This is a genomic window from Malaciobacter canalis (assembly GCF_008000835.1).
Classification (GTDB): Bacteria; Campylobacterota; Campylobacteria; order Campylobacterales; family Arcobacteraceae; genus Malaciobacter; species Malaciobacter canalis.
In genome coordinates this window covers 1,849,340-1,867,254 of record NZ_CP042812.1, presented here as the reverse complement: position 1 = coordinate 1,867,254, position 17,915 = coordinate 1,849,340, and the positions used below count along the sequence as shown (strand labels likewise).

Below are 17,915 nucleotides of genomic sequence, written 5' to 3'. Positions count from 1 at the left end.
AAATGTAATTAATTTAATTATAAAGAAATAATTGGGTTAAAATACTCTTATCTTATTGTAAGAGGTGTGAGTATGGCAAGAAGACCTAGAATAGAAATATCAGGATATTATCATATAGTAAATAGAGGAGTAGAAAGAAGAGTTGTTTTTTATGATAAAGATGACTTTGAATATTTTCTAAGTTTATTATCAGATTGTTGCGAAAAGTTTAATATAACTTTACATAACTACTGTCTAATGAATAATCATTACCATCTACTTATTGAAGTAAAAGAAGGAAACCTTTCAAAATTCATGAGATATCTAAATTCTATATATGCAATATACTTTAATAAAAAGTATAAAAGAAGTGGGCATTTGTGGCAAGGAAGATTTAAATCATGGTATGTTGCAAATGAAGCTTACCTTTATATCCTGATGAGATATATTGAACAAAACCCATTAAAAGCAAAAATAGTTGAAAAAATAGAGTATTATCCATATAGCTCAAGTTACTATTTTTATAAAGAAGAAAAAGTTCCTGTATGTTTGCAAAATTCATGGATAATAAAAACATATGGAAAAAATATTAAAGAGATAAAAGACTTTTTTACTTTAGAAATAGATAGTGCAGATTTAAAAGAATTAATAAAAGCTTCAAGTTTAGTAGATGCACCAGATATTGATAAAAAAGTTAATAGAGGGAAATTAATAAAATTTTTTGACGGAATTAAAGATAAGCAAACAAGAAATAAATATATAGTAAAAGCATATGAGCAAGGGTATTCACAGTATGTAATTGCTAAAATAATTGGTATATCTCAACCCGCGGTCAATAAAATAATTAAGAGAAGTAGTTGATAAAGTTATCGTTATCACCTGACCCCTGACCCTCAAGAGAAGTAGTTGATAAAGTTATCGTTATCACCTGACCCCTCTTTATTAAATCTATCTTGAAAAGGCGATTCCTATACCTATTTTATTTATATCTTCATCATAATCAATCAAGCTATCTGCGTATCCACTAAATACTTGAAAGTATCCAAAGCTATTTGGTAGATTTAAAAAGCTTGGTAGTGGGAAAGTCCAGTTGAATTCTACTGCGCCTTTATTATCTTCACTAAGTCTTAGGTTGTTTCTTAGTTTTAATTCAAATGTGTGTTTTTTGTATGGAAAAAATAGGGTTAAATCTCCATATCCTAGATATTTTTGAATGTCTTTATTGTCATCATTTCTTTCTTGTTCTGGTATTCTATACCAAACTCTTGGAACTACAAAGAGATTGGAAAACTGAAAGAAACTCTCTAAATACAATCTATTCCATGATCTTGATTTTTCACCATCTTGTCCATTTGATTCATGAAGTAAAGATATTTTATATGCTTTTAAAGATGAGTTTTCTTTTTTATATGGAAATGTTAAAAATACTTCTGGTTGATAGTTTGATTCTCTAAAGGGTGCAGATTCTCTTGATGTTTGCCAGTAAGATTTTTGTGTATATGCAAAAGATAGTGTTTCATCTAAACCAAATATATTATAAGTTAGTGGTTTTTCAAAACTTAATTGAAATTTTGTTTCATATTGATTTCTTCCATCTTTATTTTTTGTATCATAAGTTACAGGAAGTAGATAGTTTGTTTTATATGTATATAAACCAAAGTCTTTGACAATCAACTGCTCTATTGTATTTGCTGTCTCTTTATCTTCTATCTTATCAATATTTCTTTTGAAAAAATTACCTCTTAAAGCTTTGAATTTCTCTTCTTTTTGTAGAAGCTCTTCTTTCACTAATGTTTTTTCTAATGAAATTTTTTTAGTGTTTGAATTTTCATCTTTTAAATTCTTTTTTGCAAGTTGTTTATAGATTTGCATAGCTTTTTTAAACTCACCATTTTTTTCATAAATAGAAGCTTTTTTATAAAGTTCTTGTATGTTATTACCATAAAGTGTAGTTACAAAAAATATAATTGGAAAAAAACTATATTTTTTCATGTATAGTTCCAATTGTATAGTTTAAGTTTGCCAAGTTTGTTAAGTATGCATAGTAGATATTTACAAGTGAACTTTTTGCTTGTGTGTATTCAAGTTTTGCATCATTTAACTCAATTAAGTCATTTAATCCTGCTTTATATCTCTCATCAGCCAAGCTTAGATTTTCTGTTGCAAGTTTTACATTTAAAAGTCCAATATTTAAACTATCAATGCTCTCTTTTACATTTAAATAAGCAGATGTTACTTCTTGTTTTATATCAAGGATTTGTTGTTGAAGTTGTTTTTTTGCGCTACTTAAATTTGAAAGGGCTATTTTATTATCTGCAACTGTTGAAAGACCTGTAAAGAAGTTCCATTTTAGATTTAATGCAACTGATGATTGTTCTATATCTTGTGTTGCTATTTTATCTGATTGGCTATTTGTATATGAAGCATCTATATCTATTCTTGGAAGATAATCAGCACTTGCTACATTTTTTTGTTCTTTTGCTGTTTGGATTTTTGCTTTATATTTTTTTATTTCATCTCTTTTTTCTAAGCCTAATGTTATTAGTTTTTCTAAAGAGTAGTTTTTATATTCTGTATTTCTTACAAGTGTTGTGATATCTTTGTTGTGAAATTTGATATTTATGCTACTTCCTAAATCCTTACCTAAAAGTGATACAAGTTTTGTTTCTGTTGTTTTTAAATTGTACTTTGCTTGTATAAGTTTTAATTTTGAGTTTGATAATCTAAGCTTTGCATTTGTTACATCAATTTTTGTTCTAACTCCTGCTTTAAAGTACTCATTTGCTTGATTTAATTGTAGTTCATCAAGTTTTACAGACTCTTTTGCAACTTCTATTTGTTGATACTTATTTAAAATATCATAATATGTAGAGGTAACTTGAAAAATTGTTTTTGAAATAGTTGCTTTTACATCACTTTTTGATTCATCATAACTATATTTTGATGAGTCAATACTACTTGTAGTTTTTCCAAAATCATAGATTAATTGATTTGCATTAACTGCTACACTATTTACATCATCATCTATTTTATTTCCTTGTTGTTCTATATCTTTTCTTGCTGTTGAAGCATTTAGTGATAAGTTTGGTAAATAAGTTGAAGTAGCTTTGTTTATTTGCTCTTTTTTTATATTTGATTGTTCTTTTGATAATTCAATATTTGTATTGTTTTTTAAAGCAATTATTATTAAATCTTCAAGATTTAAATCATTTGCAAAACTTGATGAAACAACTAGGCTAAAAGAAGCAATAATTGATAGTTTTTTTAATAATCTATTATTCATTGATTTTTCCTTTTTTCTCTCTTAATCTTTGAAGTACTACAAAAAGTACAGGTGTTAAAAGAAGTGTTAAAAATGTTGACATTACCATTCCTCCAAATACTGCTGTACCTAAAGATTGTCTTGAAACTGCACCTGCGCCACTTGCAAAAACTAAAGGTAAAATACCAAGTAAAAATGAGAAAATAGTCATTAAAATAGCTCTTAGTCTTAAAAGTGAAGCATTTATAGCAGCTTCTACTATACTTTGTCCTTGTTCTCTTAAATCTTTTGCAAACTCTACAATTAAAATTGCATTTTTTGAACTCATACCAATTAAAAGTACAAGTCCTATTTGTGTATAAGTATTATTTAAAAGCCCTGCAAGCATATTTGCTCCTAAAGCTCCAAACATTACAGTTGGAATTGGAAGCATAATCATAAAAGGCATCATCCAAGATTCATATTGAGCTGATAGAAATAAAAATACCATCAAAATAGATAAAAGGAAAATATACATTGCTGCATTTCCTGCTTCTTTTTCTTGTAAACTCATACCTGCAAATTCATAGCCAACTTCGCTACCTAAAGTCTCTTTTGCAATTTGTTCAATTGCACTTATAGCATCACCTGAACTATATCCACCTTTTACATTATGAACACCATTTATTGCAATACTTTGGTATGAATTAAAGTGTGTAATAGTACTTACTCCACTTGTTCTTTTTATATCAACTATTGCACTTAATGGAACAATATCTCCTTTTGTATTTTTTACAAAAAAGTTATTGATAGAGTTTTTCTCAGTTCTATAGTCTTGGTCTGCTTGTAAAAACACTCTATATGTTTTTCCATATTTATTAAAATCATTTACATAAAGTGAACCAAGGTATGTTTGAAGTACTGAAAATACATCATTTAGTTTTAAGTCTAAGGTTGCGACTTTATCTCTATTTATATCAATATAGTATTGTGGATAGTTACTATTAAAACTAGTATATGCCATCATAATAGCTTCGTGTTCATTTAATTTTTGAATAAAATCTTTTGCTTTTTTTTCAAAATCTTTTATATTTATTGCTTGAAGATTCTGAAGTTTTACTTCAAATCCACCAACAGCTGAGAGTCCAGGAATTGATGGCATATTAAATACTCTAACACTTGCAGCTTTAATTTGCTCATTTGCTTTTTGATTTACTATATTTGTAATTGCATCAATTGAGGTATCTTTTGTAGTTCTTTGTTCCCAGTCTTCTAAAACTAAAAATATTGTAGCACTAGAAGAGTCTAAAGCTCCACTAATTAAATCAAATCCAGCAACTGAAATAACATCTCTTACACCTTTTGTCTCTTTTATAAGTTGCACAATTTTTTCTGTTGTATCTTCTGTTTTATTTAGAGTTGTTCCTGCTTGTAAAGATACAGAAGCTACAAGTGTACCTTGGTCTTCATTTGGTATAAAGCCAGTTGGAAGAGTTTTAAATGCAAAATAAGTTGCTCCTAAAAGTAAAGCATACACAAGTGCTGCTATATACCAAAATTTGATAAGTTTTTCTAAAGTTTTTTTATAGACTTTTTTAAAACTCTCTAGGGCATTGTCAAATTTTTCAAAAATAATAGCTTTTTTATCTTCTTTTTTATTTTTTTGTTTTCTTTTTAAAAGTGTTGCACAAAGTGCTGGTGAAAGTGTAAGTGCATTTATTGAAGATATAATAACTGCAAAAGCAATTGTTGTTGCAAATTGTTGGTATAAAGCACCAGAAATTCCAGGAATAAATGTAACTGGTACAAATACAGCTAATAGAACCAATGTTGTTGAAATAACAGGTGCAAAAACCTCTTTCATCGCTATTTTTGTTGCTTCTTTTACACTTAAATCAGGATTCTTTTCCAAATTACTTTCTACATTTTCAACAACAATAATAGCATCATCAACAACAATTCCAATAGCAAGTATAAGACCAAATAAAGTTAAAGTATTGATTGAAAAGTCCATTGCTAAAAGTAGAGCAAATGTACCTATTAAAGATACAGGAATAGCAATTGCTGGAATAATTGTTGTTCTAAATGATTGTAAGAAAAAATAAACTACAAATAGCACTAAAAGTAAAGCTTCAAATAGTGTTACAATAACTTCTTTAATAGAAATTTCCACAAATTTAGTTGTATCATATGTTTGATTTACTTCAACTCCATCTGGGAATCTTTGTTTTAACTCATCTATTTTTTTAGCAACTTCTTGGGCTACTTCAAGTGCATTTGCACCTGGAAGTTGATAAATACCTAAAAGTGCAGTTGCTTGATTGTTTAGTTTTGCTGACCAACTATAGTTTTCAGCTCCTAATTCAACTCTTGCTATGTCTTTGATTCTTACTTTGCTTCCATCACTATTTTGTTTTATAATAATATCTTCAAACTCTTTTGCTGATTCTAGTTTTGTTTTAGATGTAAGAGTATATTGGAATTTATTTGATGAAGAGTTTGGACTTGAACCAATAGAACCAAGAGCTGCTTGAGTATTTTGCTCTTTAATTGCTGCTATTATTTCATTGATACTTAGATTTAAGTTTGATAGTTTATCTGGGTTTATCCAAATTCTCATAGAGTATTTTCTCTCACCTAAGTTTTGTACATCTCCCACTCCATCAATTCTTTTTAACTCTTCTGCAATATTTATGCTTGCAAAGTTTGATAAAAATAGAGCATCATGTTGTGGATTTGTTGATTCAACTGTTAAGATTTGTACCATTGAAGTAGATTTTTTCTTTGTTGTTACTCCAATTTGTTTTACACTATCAGGTAAAATAGGTGTTGCAAGAGATACTCTATTTTGAACATCAATAGCTGCAACATCTAAATCATATCCTGACTCAAAATACAAATTTATAGTAGATTTTCCATCTGATGAGGAAGTTGAATCCATATAAATCATACCCTCAATACCATTTAACTGCTCTTCAATAGGTGTAGTAACAGATGTTTCAACAACTTGTGCACTTCCTCCTGTATATGTAGCACTTACTTGAATAGTAGGAGGTGTGATTTGTGGAAATTGAGCAATAGGAAGTAAATAAAGCGCAATAACTCCAATTATTACTATAAAAATAGAAATAACTTTTGCAAAAATAGGACGGTTTATAAAAAATATTGAAAACATAAAAAAATCCTATAGTTTTATTGGATTTGCAACTTCTGTAGTTTCAGCCGTTACACCATTTCTAAGTTTAGTAATATCACTTACAATTACCTTATCACCTTCTTTTAAACCTTTTGAGATGATTATTAAATCTTTATTACTATAATTTAGTTCAAGCTGTCTTGTCTCTATTTTATTGTTTTCATTTACAACTAGTACATATGAACCTAATTGGTTTTGACCAATATTATTTGGGCTTACTGCAATTACTGGAATTTTATCAGTAATAAATAGATTTATCTCAACAAAAGTTCCAGGAAGTAAAAGGTTTTCATCATTATTTATGATAGCTCTCATTGCAACTGTTCCTGTTGTTTCACTTGTCACATTATCAATAAAATCAACATGTCCTGTTGTTTTTACTGTGTTGTACTCATTTTGTGATTGAATAACTTCAACTTTTGGTTGATTTTCTGATTTATACTTTTTTATAAGAGATACTTCATCTGTGCTTGGATTAAAGTTTACATATAAAGGGTTTGATTGAACTATTTTAGCTAATTCTGTAGAAGAGGCATTTATCATATTTCCAATATCAACTAAAGGTTTTCCTATAACTCCATCAATTGTAGCTTTTATTAGTGTATATTCCACATCAAGTTTTGCTTGTTTAAGTGCTGCAAAATCTGCATCAACTACTGCTTTTAGTTGTTTTTGTTCTGCTATTAGTTGATCTAGCTTCTCTTTTGGTGCAAGACCTTTTTTTACTAAGGGAGTATATCTTTTTACATTTGCTATTGCTAGATTTAAACTTGCTTTGTCTTTTTCCAAAGTAGCTTGTTTTTGTTCTACAATATTTTTGTATTTTGTGTCATCTATTTTAAATAATAGTTGATCTTTTTTTACAAATTCACCTGCTTCAAAATGCCTATTTTCAAGTTCACCTGTGACTCTTGAAGTAATAGCAACATTTTTATATGCCTGTGTTTTTCCTGAAAAATTAACCCAAATAGGATAAGTTTGTTTTTTTAATGTATGAACATCAACTTTTACTGTTTTTACTTTTTCTTCAGTATTTTGATTTTGTTTTTTATCTTGGCATGCTGTTATAAATATAGCTAAGATAAAAGTAAAAATAAGCACAGTGATTCTTTTTGATAAATACATAAATAAACCTTTTTTATATTCTTAATTATTATTTGTATATTATAATAGTATAGTTTTGTTGAAAAAGGAAATAAATATTGCAAAATAAGTTGAAAAATATAGTAGTTTGTAAAGATTGTGCCTTAGTTTTAAATAAACCACAAACTGATTACAAACATCAGTTTCATTGCCCAAGATGTAACGCACTCATTTATAAGTTTGGTCAAGATTATCAAACTGTACTATTACTTGCAATTACTTCTGTTATACTATTTTTCCCCGCAATACTTTTGCCAATACTTACACTTGAAGTTTTAGATTTAAAACAAACAACAACATTAGTTGAAACTTTATTGATTTTTTTTAAAAGTGGATATGTGGCTATTTCTATTTTTATCACATTTATTGGTATAGTCGTGCCTTTTTTTATGCTTTTGCTTATTTTATCTATTTTAACTCCTTTGAAATTTGGAAAAAATTCAAAGTATGTATCAAAATTTTTGAAATTATATGAACACTTATTAGAGTGGCAAATGGCTGAAGTTTATATGATAAGTATTGTTGTAGCTATTATCAAACTTCAAAAAATGGCAACTTTACATATTGGTTTGGGCTTGTATTTTTTCTTTGGCTTTTTAATTATGATGTTTTTAACAATGTCTTTATTTAATCCACAAGATATTTGGAATGAAGAATGAAATATAAAAATGATAAAGATTTAGGTTTAGTTCTTTGTATGCATTGTATGAAGGTTTTAGAAAGTAAGCAAAAAGTATGTCCTAAATGTAATAGTAAATTAAAGCAAAGAGATGAGTACTCATATTTAAAAACATTTAGCTTTACCCTTGTTGCTATCATATTTCTTTTTCCTGCAAATTTATTGCCAATGATGGAAGTTACAACCTTGGGTGTAGTAGAAAAAAGTACTATTTTTGATGGAATTTTATATTTTTTTCAAACAAAATCTTATTTTATTGCAATAGTTATTTTTGTAGCTAGTATTGCAGTTCCTATATTTAAGCTTGCTGTACTTTTATATCTTTTGTATATTACAAAATACAATAAAATATCACTTGCAAGAAATGCTACAAAATATTATCGAATTATAAAATTTATAGGGAAATGGTCAATGCTTGATATTTTTGTAGTAGCGTTAATGATTGTAATGGTACAGTTTGGAAATCTTACTAATATAAGTGCAGGTTTAGCAGCAATTGCTTTTACTGTTGTTGTAATCTCAACTATGATAGCAACACAAAGTTTTGATACTAGATTATTATGGGATAAGGATTGATATGATTGAACAAGTAGAGCACAATAGTGTTAAAAAAAGTAGTAAGTTTGTATTTATTATTTGGCTTTTGCCTTTTATTGCCTTGCTTATTTCATCTTGGATGTTATATAAACATTTTGATGACCAAGGAGAAAAGATTAGTGTTTATTTCAACAATGCAGAGGGTTTTGTAGCTGGAAAAACACCTTTGAAATATAAAGGCATAAAAATAGGTATTATCTCAAGTATTGAAGTTGATGAAAAAAATATAAATAGATTTTTAGTAAAAATAGAAGTACATAAAAAAGCCTTACCTTTAGTTGCTACAAAAGGGGCTAAGTTTTGGAAAGTTGAACCAAAAGCCACAATTACAGAAATCTCAGGACTTAATACAATTCTTAGTGGAATATATATAGAAGCAATGCCAATGGTTCAAAATATAGAAGAGATAAAAAAATTGAAACCTCAGTATGTTTTTGAAGCTGTTAGTGAAAAACCAATAAACTATTTTGATGATGGAGTATTTTTGACATTGAAGTCTGAAAAAGGAACTTTAGAAGTTGGTGCTTCAGTCTTATACAAAAGTTTTATTGTAGGTAAAATAGTAAAGAAAAACCTTATTAAAAATGATATATTTTATACAATATTTATAGAAAATGATTATAAGGATTTAGTAAAAGAAGATAGTAATTTTTGGAATATAAGTGGTGTTGAATTAAAAGCTTCATTAAGTGGTATAAAATTTAAAATAGATACATTAGCTTCACTAGTTGCAGGTGGAATAGAGTTTGATTCAGATGATTTAAGTCCTACTTTAAAAGATAAAACAAAAGTGTTTAATTTATATGATAATAAAGAAGAAATAGAATACTTAAAAGATTATGTGATTTTAGAGACTAAAAAAGAGCATGGTTTACAAAAAGAGTTTAGTAAAGTTTATTATAATGGTATAGAAGTGGCTTATGTAGATGATATGAGCTATATGCTAAATGATAATAAAGGCTATTTATTTATAAAATTCAAAAAACAGTTTGCCTCTTTATTGGAACATAATCCATATTTTCAGTTAATCTCACCAGAAATTTCCCTTGAAAAGTTAGAAAATATCTCTTCTTTGATAAAAGGAAATCATATAAAAGTTTTTAAAACTTCAAATAAAAAACAAAATAAAAAAGAGATTTATAACTTACATTCATTGCCAAGGGCAAAAGAGGTTTATACTATTGTTTTAAAAAGCGATGAGGGAATAAAAGTATCAAAAAATGCACCTGTTTATTTTAAAGATATAAAAGTTGGAAGAGTTAAAAGTAAAAAACTTTATAAAAATTCAGATGAATTAAGACTTGAAATAGAGATTTTTAAAAAGTATCAATATTTAGTAAATCAAACTACAAATTTTTATATGCAATCACCAGTTGAGTTTAAGGCTTCACTAGAAGATGTTAGTTTTAAAACAGCTCCTTTAAGTGGTTTTATCAACTCATCTATTGCTTTTGAAACTAGTGATATAAAAGCTAAAAAACTTTCAAATAGATTTTATTTATTTGAAAGTTATGACAAGATGTTAAAAGATAGATATCTTCAACAAAAAGGTAAAAGATTTATAATAAATATAGATGATGCCTCAAAAATATCTCAAAAAAGTAGTGTTTATTATAAGGGTGTAGAAGCTGGAAAAATAATAGATAAAAAGTATAATGAAAAAAGTAATAGTGTAGATGTTGAGGTTTTTATATTTGATAAGTTTGCAAAATATATAAATGAGTCTACTAAGTTTTATTCAATTGGAGGAATTGATGTTGATTTTTCATTGGAAAAAATAGATATAAAGACAACTTCTTTAAATACTTTGATAAAAGGTGGAGTATCTTTTGTTACTTTAAATGAAAAAGCAAAAAATGTAAATAGGTATTTTAATTTTAGTTTTTATGATAGTTTAAAAGATATTTATAAAGAACAAAACTTTAACAATGATGGCTTAAGAGTTGTTGTAAAAGCAAAAAGAAAAAGTTCTTTAAAAATTAATTCTCCTGTTTATTATAGACAAGTTCAAATAGGTCTTGTTGAAAAGTTTGAACTTTCAAATGATGGAACACATGTGAAACTTCAACTTTATATAAACAAAAAGTTTAAACATCTAGTTAGAGAAAACTCTATTTTTTATAATGCAACAGCTTTTGGTATGGATATTAGTCTGTTTGGAGTAAAAGTTATAACTGAAACTTTAGAAACTTTAATTTCAGGAGGAATCTCTCTTGTAACACCTACAAAATATGAGAAAAAAGCACAAAATTTACAAGAGTTTATTTTGTATGATGATGTAAAAAATGAGTGGTTAGAGTGGAATCCTAAGTTTGAAAAGCTATAAAAGATTAAAATAGCTTTTCAAGAAAAACAATGGTATAATCTCCCCAAAAATTTTATTAAAGGTATTATTTATGCTTGTTGCACCCTCTATATTATCAGCAGATTTTGGGAAATTAGATGAAGAGATAAAAGCTATTTGTGATGGTGGCTGTGATTTAATTCATGTTGATGTAATGGATGGACATTTTGTTCCAAATATGACAATAGGTCCTGTTGTAGTTACTCCTGTGGCAAAAGTTGCTACTAAACCACTTGATGTTCATCTTATGGTTGAAAATAACACATTTTTTGTAGATTTATTTGCACCATTAAAACCAGAATATATATCTTTTCATATAGAAAGTGAAAAGCATCCCCATAGACTTATTCAAAAAATCAGAAGTTATGGTATAAAACCAGCAATTGTTTTAAATCCCCATTCTACTCCTGAGAGTATAGAGTATTTGCTTGAAGATTTAGATATGGTTTTACTAATGTCTGTAAATCCAGGTTTTGGTGGACAAAAATTTATTTCAAGTGTTATAGAAAAAACAAAAAAGTTAAAACAACTTATCAATAAAAGAAATCCAAACTGTCTTATTCAAGTTGATGGAGGAGTAAATGATAAAAATATCCATGAACTTAAAGATGCAGGTGTAGATGTAGTTGTTGCTGGTAGTTATGTATTTGGAAATGGTGATTATTCAAAAGCTATAAAAAGTCTACAAGTTTAGTAAGATAGTTTAAATTAAATAAAAAATGATATAATCCAAAAAAATCAATGAGAGTTTAGAAACATGAGAGTGAAAATTTGTGGTATAACAAACTTAGAAGATGCCCTAGAAGCAATCAAAGCAGGTGCAAATGCACTTGGGTTTGTTTTTTATGAAAAAAGCCCTAGATATATCTCTGCACTAGAAGCAAAAAAAATAGTTGATAAACTTCCTCCTTTTGTACAAACGGTAGGTCTTTTTGTAAATGAATCCTCAAAACATATAAATGATATATGTTTTCTTTCTGGAATGCAAGTAGCTCAAATAATTGATGATGAAGATAAAACTGAGTTTGATAACTTAAATGTTAAATATATTGAAGTAATAAGAGCAAAATCAAAAGAAGATTTAGAAAATTTAGAAGAATCTTATTATTTAATTGATGCTTTTGTTGAAGAGTTTGGAGGGGCTGGTAAAAGAGTCGCTTTAGAGTGGTTTGACAAAATTGATTGTTCAAAAATTATTTTAGCAGGTGGATTAAAAGCTTCAAATTTAAAAGAGTTAAAAAACTATAATTTTTTTGCTGTTGATGTTAGTAGTGGAGTTGAATCATCAAAAGGTAAAAAAGATAAAGAAAAAATGAAAGAGTTTATACAAAAAGCACATGAGATCTAAAAATAGAAAAAATAGAAATAGAAAAAGTACTCACGTTTCAAATATCGATAAATTAATAGCAAGATTAAATAAAAAAGATATGCCATTAGATGAGTTTTTGGCTACATTAGATAGTTTTAAAGATACTTTTTATGAAAATGCAGAACTAGAAATGGAACTACTATTATCAAATGGTTTGCCAATAGAACTTGAGGGTGAAAATATCTTTTTAAAGACAAATAAAACACCTTTTAAAGAGCAGACTTTTTGTATAGTTGATATAGAAACAAATGGTTCTGATGTAAGTAAAGGGCAAATAATTGAGCTTGGTGCTGTTAAGTATAAAAATGGAAAAATAATTGATAGTTTTGATTCTTTGGTTTTTGCAAAAAGTATACCAAGATATATTCAAGAAGTTACAAATATCACACCTAAAATGTTGGAAAATGCACCTGTTATTGAAAAAGTATTAAAAGAGTTTAAACTTTTTTTGGAAGATGATGTTTTTGTTGCTCATGATATAAAATTTGATTACAATTTTATATCAGATTCTTTAAAGAAATATCATTTGGGGCAATTGGAAAATAGAAAACTTTGTACTATTGCTCTTGCAAGAAGAACAATTGATGCTCAAAGGTATGGTTTAGATTTTTTAAAGGAACTTTTACATATAAAAATTGATAATTTACATAGAGCTTACAGTGATGCTTTAAGTACAACATATATATTACAAGAGTCTTTAAAAAATTTACCAATTAATGTTTTGACAACAGAAGAGTTAATAAACTTTTCAAAATCTGATAACATTATAAATAAAGGAAGATAATTATGTTTTCTCAAGAAGAGTATTTAAAAGCTTTAAGGTTTGCAGCAAAAGCACATAAAGATCAAAAAACACCTTATGGTTTGCCATATTTAACACATGTTGCAAGTGTAGCAATGGAAGTGATTCATGCAAGTATAGAATCAAAACTTGATGATGATAAAGCAAATAAAGCAATATCATGTGCACTTTTACATGATGTACTTGAAGATACATCTTTTACTTTTGATGATATTTTTGATGAGTTTGGTTTAGATATAGCTGAGGGTGTAGAGGCTTTAAGTAAAAACTCTGATTTGCCAAAAAAAGAGCAAATGCAAGATAGTTTAAATAGAATTTTAGAACAGCCATATGAAATACAATTAGTAAAGCTTGCAGATAGAATAACAAACTTACAAAAGCCATCAGAACATTGGGATAATGAAAAGAAAAAAGCTTATTTAAAAGAGGCTAAGTTTATTCTTTCATGTTTAAAAAATTCAAATCTTTATTTATCAGCAAGATTAGAAAAAAAAATAGAAGATTATAATCAATATATTGATTAAGATTTAAGATAAAGCTTTTAAAAGTAGTTTATTTAAAAGCTTTTGCTCTTCCTTGTCTAATTTAGCAAAATATTTATCTTCAAGTTCTACTATTTGTTTTAAAGATTTTTTTGTTATATCTATACCTAGATTTGTTAGTTGTACAAGTTTACTTCTTTTATCTAATATATTATCAACTCTTGTAATATACTTTTTTTGTTCAAGTTTTTTTAATACTTTTGTCATTCCACCTGAAGAAAAAAACATCACATCATATAAATCTGTAGGACTCATAGTAAAGTTATTTTCAGCCTTATAATAAAGTGTTGATAATATATCAAGCTCACTTTGATTTAATAAAAAGTTTTTCTTTAAAAACTCATCTCCATGTTCAAATATTTTTCTATGTAAAATAAAAAATGGAATAGTGATATTCATACTATCTTTATAAACTTCTGGCGTTAATTTTTTTACATTTTCAAGATTGGTTTCAAAGGATTTTAAATTCATAAAGAGATTATAACATAAATAAATTTATCTTTCCTAGAAAGGTAAAATTAAGTAAAAATATAATATCTTTCCAAGAAAGATAAATATTTAAAGGAGAATCTATGTCAGCATGGATTTATTTAATTTTAGCAGGTGTTTTAGAAGTAGGTTTTGCCTCAATGCTAAAACTAACAGAGAATTTTACAAAACTTATACCAACTTTGATTTTTATACTATTTGCAGTAGGAAGTTTCATTAGTTTAACAAAAGCAGTACAGCATATACCAATAGGAACAGCTTATGCAATTTGGACAGGAATAGGTGCTTTTGGTACTATTATAATAGGAATTTTATTTTATAAAGAACCAGCTAGTATGATGAGATTGTTTTTTTTATTTACACTTATTTCTTCAATTATAGGTTTAAAACTAGTATCAAATTAATTTAGAAGCACTTGCTTCTAAATTAATTATTTTTCATTGCTTCTTCTGCATATTTTAAACCTAAATCAAAAGCTTTATTGTTTATATCGTGTACTTTTGCTGGAACTTTAGAAAGCATTGTTTTTCTTAAAATTTCATTATCAACTGTATTATTTGTCATGTAGTTTGCAATTGATAAAGCTATTACTGATTGGGTAATTACATTGCCTACTTCTTCTTTTGCAATTGTAATAATTGGAATTTCATATATTTTAAATATTTTTTTATCTTCTTGTGTTGGTTTTACAAGATTTGGTTCAATTACTATAATTCCACCAGGTTTTACTCCATCTTTAAATTGGTCATAAGAGATTTGTGCAACTGAAAGCATAAAATCAATCTCACCATCATTTGCATATGGAAATAAAATAGGTTCATCTTCTAATGTAATATCAACAACCGTTGGTCCACCTCTTACTTGAGATGTATATGTAGCTGTTTTTAATCCATAACCTCCAGCTTCTATTTTAGCAGCAGCAAAAATTTCTCCTGCTAATAAAACACCTTGCCCACCAACTCCTGTAAATCTCATTAATGTTCTAGCCATTTTATCTCCTAAAGCTCAACTTTTGTATTGTTTTGATGTGCTAGTTTTACTTTTTCATAAGAGTCACAATACTCTAAAGCTTCTGTATCTTGTTTTAACACACCTGTTGGAAATTTTCCTACTTTATCTTCATCTTCTAATTTATCAAACTTTGTTTTTGCAAGAGAAATAGAATCGATCCACTCTAAGTTTTGCATTGCAGTACCCATTTTATTTTTTCTTCCTAAGTTTATATGACAATTAGAGAATATATCAAAAAATGAGTAACCTTTATGTTGAAAACCTTTTACAAAAACTCTTTCAAGTTTTTTAGGATCTAGCATTGTTTCTCTTGCTACAAAAGTAGCTCCTGCTCCAATTGCTAAATTACATGCATCAAAAGTAGGGTCTATATTACCTCTTTTTGCTGTAACTGTCCACATACCTTGTGGAGTTGTTGGGCTTGTTTGTGAATTTGTAAGTCCATAAATAAAATTATTTACAACTATGTGATTTAAATCAATATTTCTTCTACAACCATGAATAGTATGATTCCCACCAATTGCTAATCCATCTCCATCACCTGTAACACAAATTACATGTTTATCAGGGTTTGCAAGTTTTATTCCTGTTGCATAAGCAATAGTTCTTCCATGTGTGGTATGAACTGTATTGCAGTTTATATATGATGAAAATCTACCAGAACATCCAATTCCTGATACAACACAGACATCATTCATATCCCAACCAACTTTTTCAATGGCTCTAATTAGTGCTTTTAAAATAACACCATCACCACAACCCCAGCACCAAAGTGTTGGCATTTTATCTACTCTTAGGTATTTATCATAATTAAAAGCCATATTACATTCCTTTGATTTTTTCGATTATTTCAATTGGAGCTATTGGTCTTCCATTTGCTTTAAATAAAGTTGCAAAATCTTTTCTTTGACTTGCTCTTTGTATTTCTTGAAAATATTGACCTTTATTTAGCTCTGTTACTAAAACTTTGTCTATTTTTTGACAATACTCATATATCTTTTCTTCAGGACTTGGCCAAAGAGTAATTGGTCTAAATAGTCCTATTTTTATACCTTCTTTTCTAAGCCTTTTTATAGCTTCTTTTGCAGAAAGTGCCACTGAACCATATGCTATAATCATAATTTGTGCATCATCAAGCATATACTCTTCATATTGATTAACTTCATCTAAATGTAAATTAACTTTATCAAAAAGTCTATCTATTAGCTTTTGACATGTGTCACCATCTTCTGTTGGATGACCCGTTGGTCCATGATGCAATCCTGTAAAATGATATTTATATCCTTTAAACATTGGATTTAAAATAGCAGGTTCATCATGTGGTACATCATAAGGTTTATAATCCTTTGGATCACCCTCATAAACTCTTCTTGGTTTAATAGATGCTTGTATTTCTTCTAAATCTGGAATTATAGCTTTTCCACTCATGTGCCCAATAGTTTCATCAAGTAGTAAAAATACAGGTTGCATAAATCTATCTGCTAAATCAAAAGCTTTAATTGTTTGTGTATAGCACTCTTCAAGTGTAGAAGCACAAAGTGTAATAGAGTTATAATCTCCATGAGTTGGTGCTTTTGCTTGAAGAATATCACCTTGTTGAACTCTTGTTGGAAGACCAGTTGATGGACCTCCTCTCATAACATTTATAATTACAAGTGGAACTTCAGCAATATAACCTAATCCAATATTTTCAGCTTTTAGTGAAATTCCTGGACCACTTGTTGCTGTAAGTGCTCTTTTCCCACTCATTGCTGCACCAAGTGCTGCACATACTCCTGCTATTTCATCTTCCATTTGAATAGCAGCTCCACCACTTGCAGGTAATAAATCTGAAATTGTATGCATTACTTCACTTGATGGAGTAATTGGATAACCTGCAAAAAATTCACATTTTGCATCAACTGCTGCCATTGCAGCTAAATTATTTCCCGTTGATATTATTTCTCTTGCCATTTAATAAATCCTTGTATTAGCTAAGTACTCTATAGTTGTTATTTTTTATTGCAATACTTCTTTGTTTTGCCTCATCTGTTAACTTTGCAAATTTAAACTCTTTTTTATCTGCTACAAAAATCGCAAAATCAGGACAAGACAGTTCACAGTCCATACATCCAATACATGAATCTTTATTCTCAACACTAACCATTGAGCCTAGTGTAGAGCCAGGCTCAAGTCTCATTGCCAATACTCCAGCAGGGCAAACAGATACACAAACATCACATGCTTTACATCTACTTTCATCTACCCAAACAGGTGTATTTTCTGGCGCCTGTATAGTTTCCATATTATTTTCCTCTTTTGTAATAATTAATTGTAATTATTTCTAAATTTTATAAAAGCGTAATAACTTAAATCAATTATAAATAATAATTAAACTTTAGACAATACATACTTAAAATATACTTTACTAAAGCCATTTTTAGCCTATTGTTTTACTCAAGATTAAGTAAAAATTTACTTTTTTTATTCTCTTTTTGTTCTTTAAATCTATTATTTGGTTTATTTGCTATAATACAAAAAAAT

General features: G+C 27.9%; 18 protein-coding genes. 9 read left to right on the top strand and 9 right to left on the bottom strand.

Annotated features, from left to right (window positions below; translation table 11 throughout):
* Positions 1–72: 72 nt before the first annotated feature.
* The gene (locus ACAN_RS09255) at positions 73–840 is read left to right on the top strand and encodes a transposase (protein WP_099333542.1); all 768 of its coding nucleotides are present in this window, start codon (positions 73–75) and stop codon (positions 838–840) included.
* A gap of 87 nt (positions 841–927) precedes the next feature.
* On the opposite strand, the gene ACAN_RS09250 is transcribed toward ACAN_RS09255, so the two are convergent.
* The 4 genes from ACAN_RS09250 to ACAN_RS09235 are packed head-to-tail and all read right to left on the bottom strand — an operon-like array spanning position 928 to position 7,541.
* Positions 928–1,971: a phospholipase A gene (locus tag ACAN_RS09250; protein ID WP_099333541.1), complete on the bottom strand. Its 1,044-nt coding sequence runs from the start codon at positions 1,969–1,971 to the stop codon at positions 928–930.
* A complete protein-coding gene (locus ACAN_RS09245) occupies positions 1,958–3,262 on the bottom strand; it encodes a TolC family protein (RefSeq protein ID WP_099333540.1) in 1,305 nt (434 codons plus the stop codon). The genes ACAN_RS09250 and ACAN_RS09245 overlap by 14 nt, the downstream gene beginning before the upstream one ends.
* Positions 3,255–6,395 carry an efflux RND transporter permease subunit gene (locus ACAN_RS09240; RefSeq protein ID WP_099333539.1) on the bottom strand — a complete coding sequence of 1,047 codons (3,141 nt, stop codon included), beginning with the start codon at positions 6,393–6,395 and terminating at the stop codon, positions 3,255–3,257. Before ACAN_RS09240 ends, ACAN_RS09245 begins: the two co-directional genes overlap by 8 nt.
* 9 nt (positions 6,396–6,404) lie before the next feature.
* Positions 6,405–7,541 (bottom strand): efflux RND transporter periplasmic adaptor subunit, encoded by a 1,137-nt coding sequence (locus ACAN_RS09235; protein ID WP_099333538.1) that lies wholly within the window; start codon positions 7,539–7,541, stop codon positions 6,405–6,407.
* Positions 7,542–7,618: 77 nt separating this feature from the next.
* Here ACAN_RS09235 and ACAN_RS09230 point away from each other — a divergent pair, with 77 nt between their 5' ends.
* From ACAN_RS09230 to ACAN_RS09200, 7 genes are all read left to right on the top strand, one after another.
* Positions 7,619–8,218, top strand: coding sequence for a paraquat-inducible protein A (locus ACAN_RS09230; RefSeq protein WP_165773034.1), 600 nt, complete (start codon positions 7,619–7,621; stop codon positions 8,216–8,218).
* The gene (locus ACAN_RS09225; protein WP_099333536.1) at positions 8,215–8,814 is read left to right on the top strand and encodes a paraquat-inducible protein A; all 600 of its coding nucleotides are present in this window, start codon (positions 8,215–8,217) and stop codon (positions 8,812–8,814) included. The genes ACAN_RS09230 and ACAN_RS09225 overlap by 4 nt, the downstream gene beginning before the upstream one ends.
* 1 nt (position 8,815) lies before the next feature.
* Entirely contained in the window at positions 8,816–11,161 is a 2,346-nt protein-coding gene (locus ACAN_RS09220; RefSeq protein WP_099333535.1) for an MlaD family protein, read from the top strand.
* Between the two features lie 70 nt (positions 11,162–11,231).
* The gene (gene rpe, locus ACAN_RS09215; RefSeq protein ID WP_099333534.1) at positions 11,232–11,873 is read left to right on the top strand and encodes a ribulose-phosphate 3-epimerase; all 642 of its coding nucleotides are present in this window, start codon (positions 11,232–11,234) and stop codon (positions 11,871–11,873) included.
* Positions 11,874–11,936: 63 nt separating this feature from the next.
* Positions 11,937–12,527 (top strand): phosphoribosylanthranilate isomerase, encoded by a 591-nt coding sequence (locus ACAN_RS09210; protein ID WP_079578581.1) that lies wholly within the window; start codon positions 11,937–11,939, stop codon positions 12,525–12,527.
* On the top strand, positions 12,517–13,332 hold the full coding sequence (locus ACAN_RS09205) for a 3'-5' exonuclease (RefSeq protein ID WP_099333533.1): 816 nt from the start codon (positions 12,517–12,519) through the stop codon (positions 13,330–13,332). Before ACAN_RS09210 ends, ACAN_RS09205 begins: the two co-directional genes overlap by 11 nt.
* A 2-nt stretch (positions 13,333–13,334) precedes the next feature.
* Complete coding sequence (locus ACAN_RS09200; RefSeq protein ID WP_099333532.1) at positions 13,335–13,874, top strand: HD domain-containing protein; 540 nt, start codon at positions 13,335–13,337, stop codon at positions 13,872–13,874.
* Between the two features lie 3 nt (positions 13,875–13,877).
* On the opposite strand, the gene ACAN_RS09195 is transcribed toward ACAN_RS09200, so the two are convergent.
* Entirely contained in the window at positions 13,878–14,363 is a 486-nt protein-coding gene (locus ACAN_RS09195; protein WP_099333531.1) for a MarR family winged helix-turn-helix transcriptional regulator, read from the bottom strand.
* 101 nt (positions 14,364–14,464) lie between these two features.
* On the opposite strand from ACAN_RS09195, the gene ACAN_RS09190 reads away from it, so the two are divergent.
* Positions 14,465–14,785, top strand: coding sequence for a DMT family transporter (locus tag ACAN_RS09190; RefSeq protein ID WP_079578573.1), 321 nt, complete (start codon positions 14,465–14,467; stop codon positions 14,783–14,785).
* A 22-nt stretch (positions 14,786–14,807) separates the two neighbouring features.
* Here the strand turns inward: ACAN_RS09190 and ACAN_RS09185 are convergent, their stop codons facing one another.
* The 4 genes from ACAN_RS09185 to ACAN_RS09170 are packed head-to-tail and all read right to left on the bottom strand — an operon-like array spanning position 14,808 to position 17,676.
* Positions 14,808–15,371, bottom strand: coding sequence for a 2-oxoacid:acceptor oxidoreductase family protein (locus tag ACAN_RS09185; RefSeq protein WP_099333530.1), 564 nt, complete (start codon positions 15,369–15,371; stop codon positions 14,808–14,810).
* An 8-nt stretch (positions 15,372–15,379) separates the two neighbouring features.
* Positions 15,380–16,213 (bottom strand): 2-oxoglutarate ferredoxin oxidoreductase subunit beta, encoded by an 834-nt coding sequence (locus ACAN_RS09180; protein ID WP_099333529.1) that lies wholly within the window; start codon positions 16,211–16,213, stop codon positions 15,380–15,382.
* A gap of 1 nt (position 16,214) precedes the next feature.
* Positions 16,215–17,345 carry a 2-oxoglutarate synthase subunit alpha gene (locus tag ACAN_RS09175; RefSeq protein WP_099333528.1) on the bottom strand — a complete coding sequence of 377 codons (1,131 nt, stop codon included), beginning with the start codon at positions 17,343–17,345 and terminating at the stop codon, positions 16,215–16,217.
* A 16-nt stretch (positions 17,346–17,361) separates the two neighbouring features.
* On the bottom strand, positions 17,362–17,676 hold the full coding sequence (locus ACAN_RS09170; protein ID WP_079578565.1) for a 4Fe-4S binding protein: 315 nt from the start codon (positions 17,674–17,676) through the stop codon (positions 17,362–17,364).
* Positions 17,677–17,915 lie beyond the last annotated feature (239 nt).

Bases quoted from the DNA above. Each gene is read 5' to 3' on its own strand.
- ACAN_RS09255 (WP_099333542.1), top strand. From the start codon at position 73: ATGGCAAGAAGACCTAGAATAGAAATATCAGGATATTATCATATAGTA.
- ACAN_RS09250 (WP_099333541.1), bottom strand. From the start codon at position 1,971: ATGAAAAAATATAGTTTTTTTCCAATTATATTTTTTGTAACTACACTT.
- ACAN_RS09245 (WP_099333540.1), bottom strand. From the start codon at position 3,262: ATGAATAATAGATTATTAAAAAAACTATCAATTATTGCTTCTTTTAGC.
- ACAN_RS09240 (WP_099333539.1), bottom strand. From the start codon at position 6,395: ATGTTTTCAATATTTTTTATAAACCGTCCTATTTTTGCAAAAGTTATT.
- ACAN_RS09235 (WP_099333538.1), bottom strand. From the start codon at position 7,541: ATGTATTTATCAAAAAGAATCACTGTGCTTATTTTTACTTTTATCTTA.
- ACAN_RS09225 (WP_099333536.1), top strand. From the start codon at position 8,215: ATGAAATATAAAAATGATAAAGATTTAGGTTTAGTTCTTTGTATGCAT.
- ACAN_RS09220 (WP_099333535.1), top strand. From the start codon at position 8,816: ATGATTGAACAAGTAGAGCACAATAGTGTTAAAAAAAGTAGTAAGTTT.
- rpe (WP_099333534.1), top strand. From the start codon at position 11,232: ATGCTTGTTGCACCCTCTATATTATCAGCAGATTTTGGGAAATTAGAT.
- ACAN_RS09210 (WP_079578581.1), top strand. From the start codon at position 11,937: ATGAGAGTGAAAATTTGTGGTATAACAAACTTAGAAGATGCCCTAGAA.
- ACAN_RS09205 (WP_099333533.1), top strand. From the start codon at position 12,517: ATGAGATCTAAAAATAGAAAAAATAGAAATAGAAAAAGTACTCACGTT.
- ACAN_RS09200 (WP_099333532.1), top strand. From the start codon at position 13,335: ATGTTTTCTCAAGAAGAGTATTTAAAAGCTTTAAGGTTTGCAGCAAAA.
- ACAN_RS09195 (WP_099333531.1), bottom strand. From the start codon at position 14,363: ATGAATTTAAAATCCTTTGAAACCAATCTTGAAAATGTAAAAAAATTA.
- ACAN_RS09190 (WP_079578573.1), top strand. From the start codon at position 14,465: ATGTCAGCATGGATTTATTTAATTTTAGCAGGTGTTTTAGAAGTAGGT.
- ACAN_RS09185 (WP_099333530.1), bottom strand. From the start codon at position 15,371: ATGGCTAGAACATTAATGAGATTTACAGGAGTTGGTGGGCAAGGTGTT.
- ACAN_RS09180 (WP_099333529.1), bottom strand. From the start codon at position 16,213: ATGGCTTTTAATTATGATAAATACCTAAGAGTAGATAAAATGCCAACA.
- ACAN_RS09175 (WP_099333528.1), bottom strand. From the start codon at position 17,345: ATGGCAAGAGAAATAATATCAACGGGAAATAATTTAGCTGCAATGGCA.
- ACAN_RS09170 (WP_079578565.1), bottom strand. From the start codon at position 17,676: ATGGAAACTATACAGGCGCCAGAAAATACACCTGTTTGGGTAGATGAA.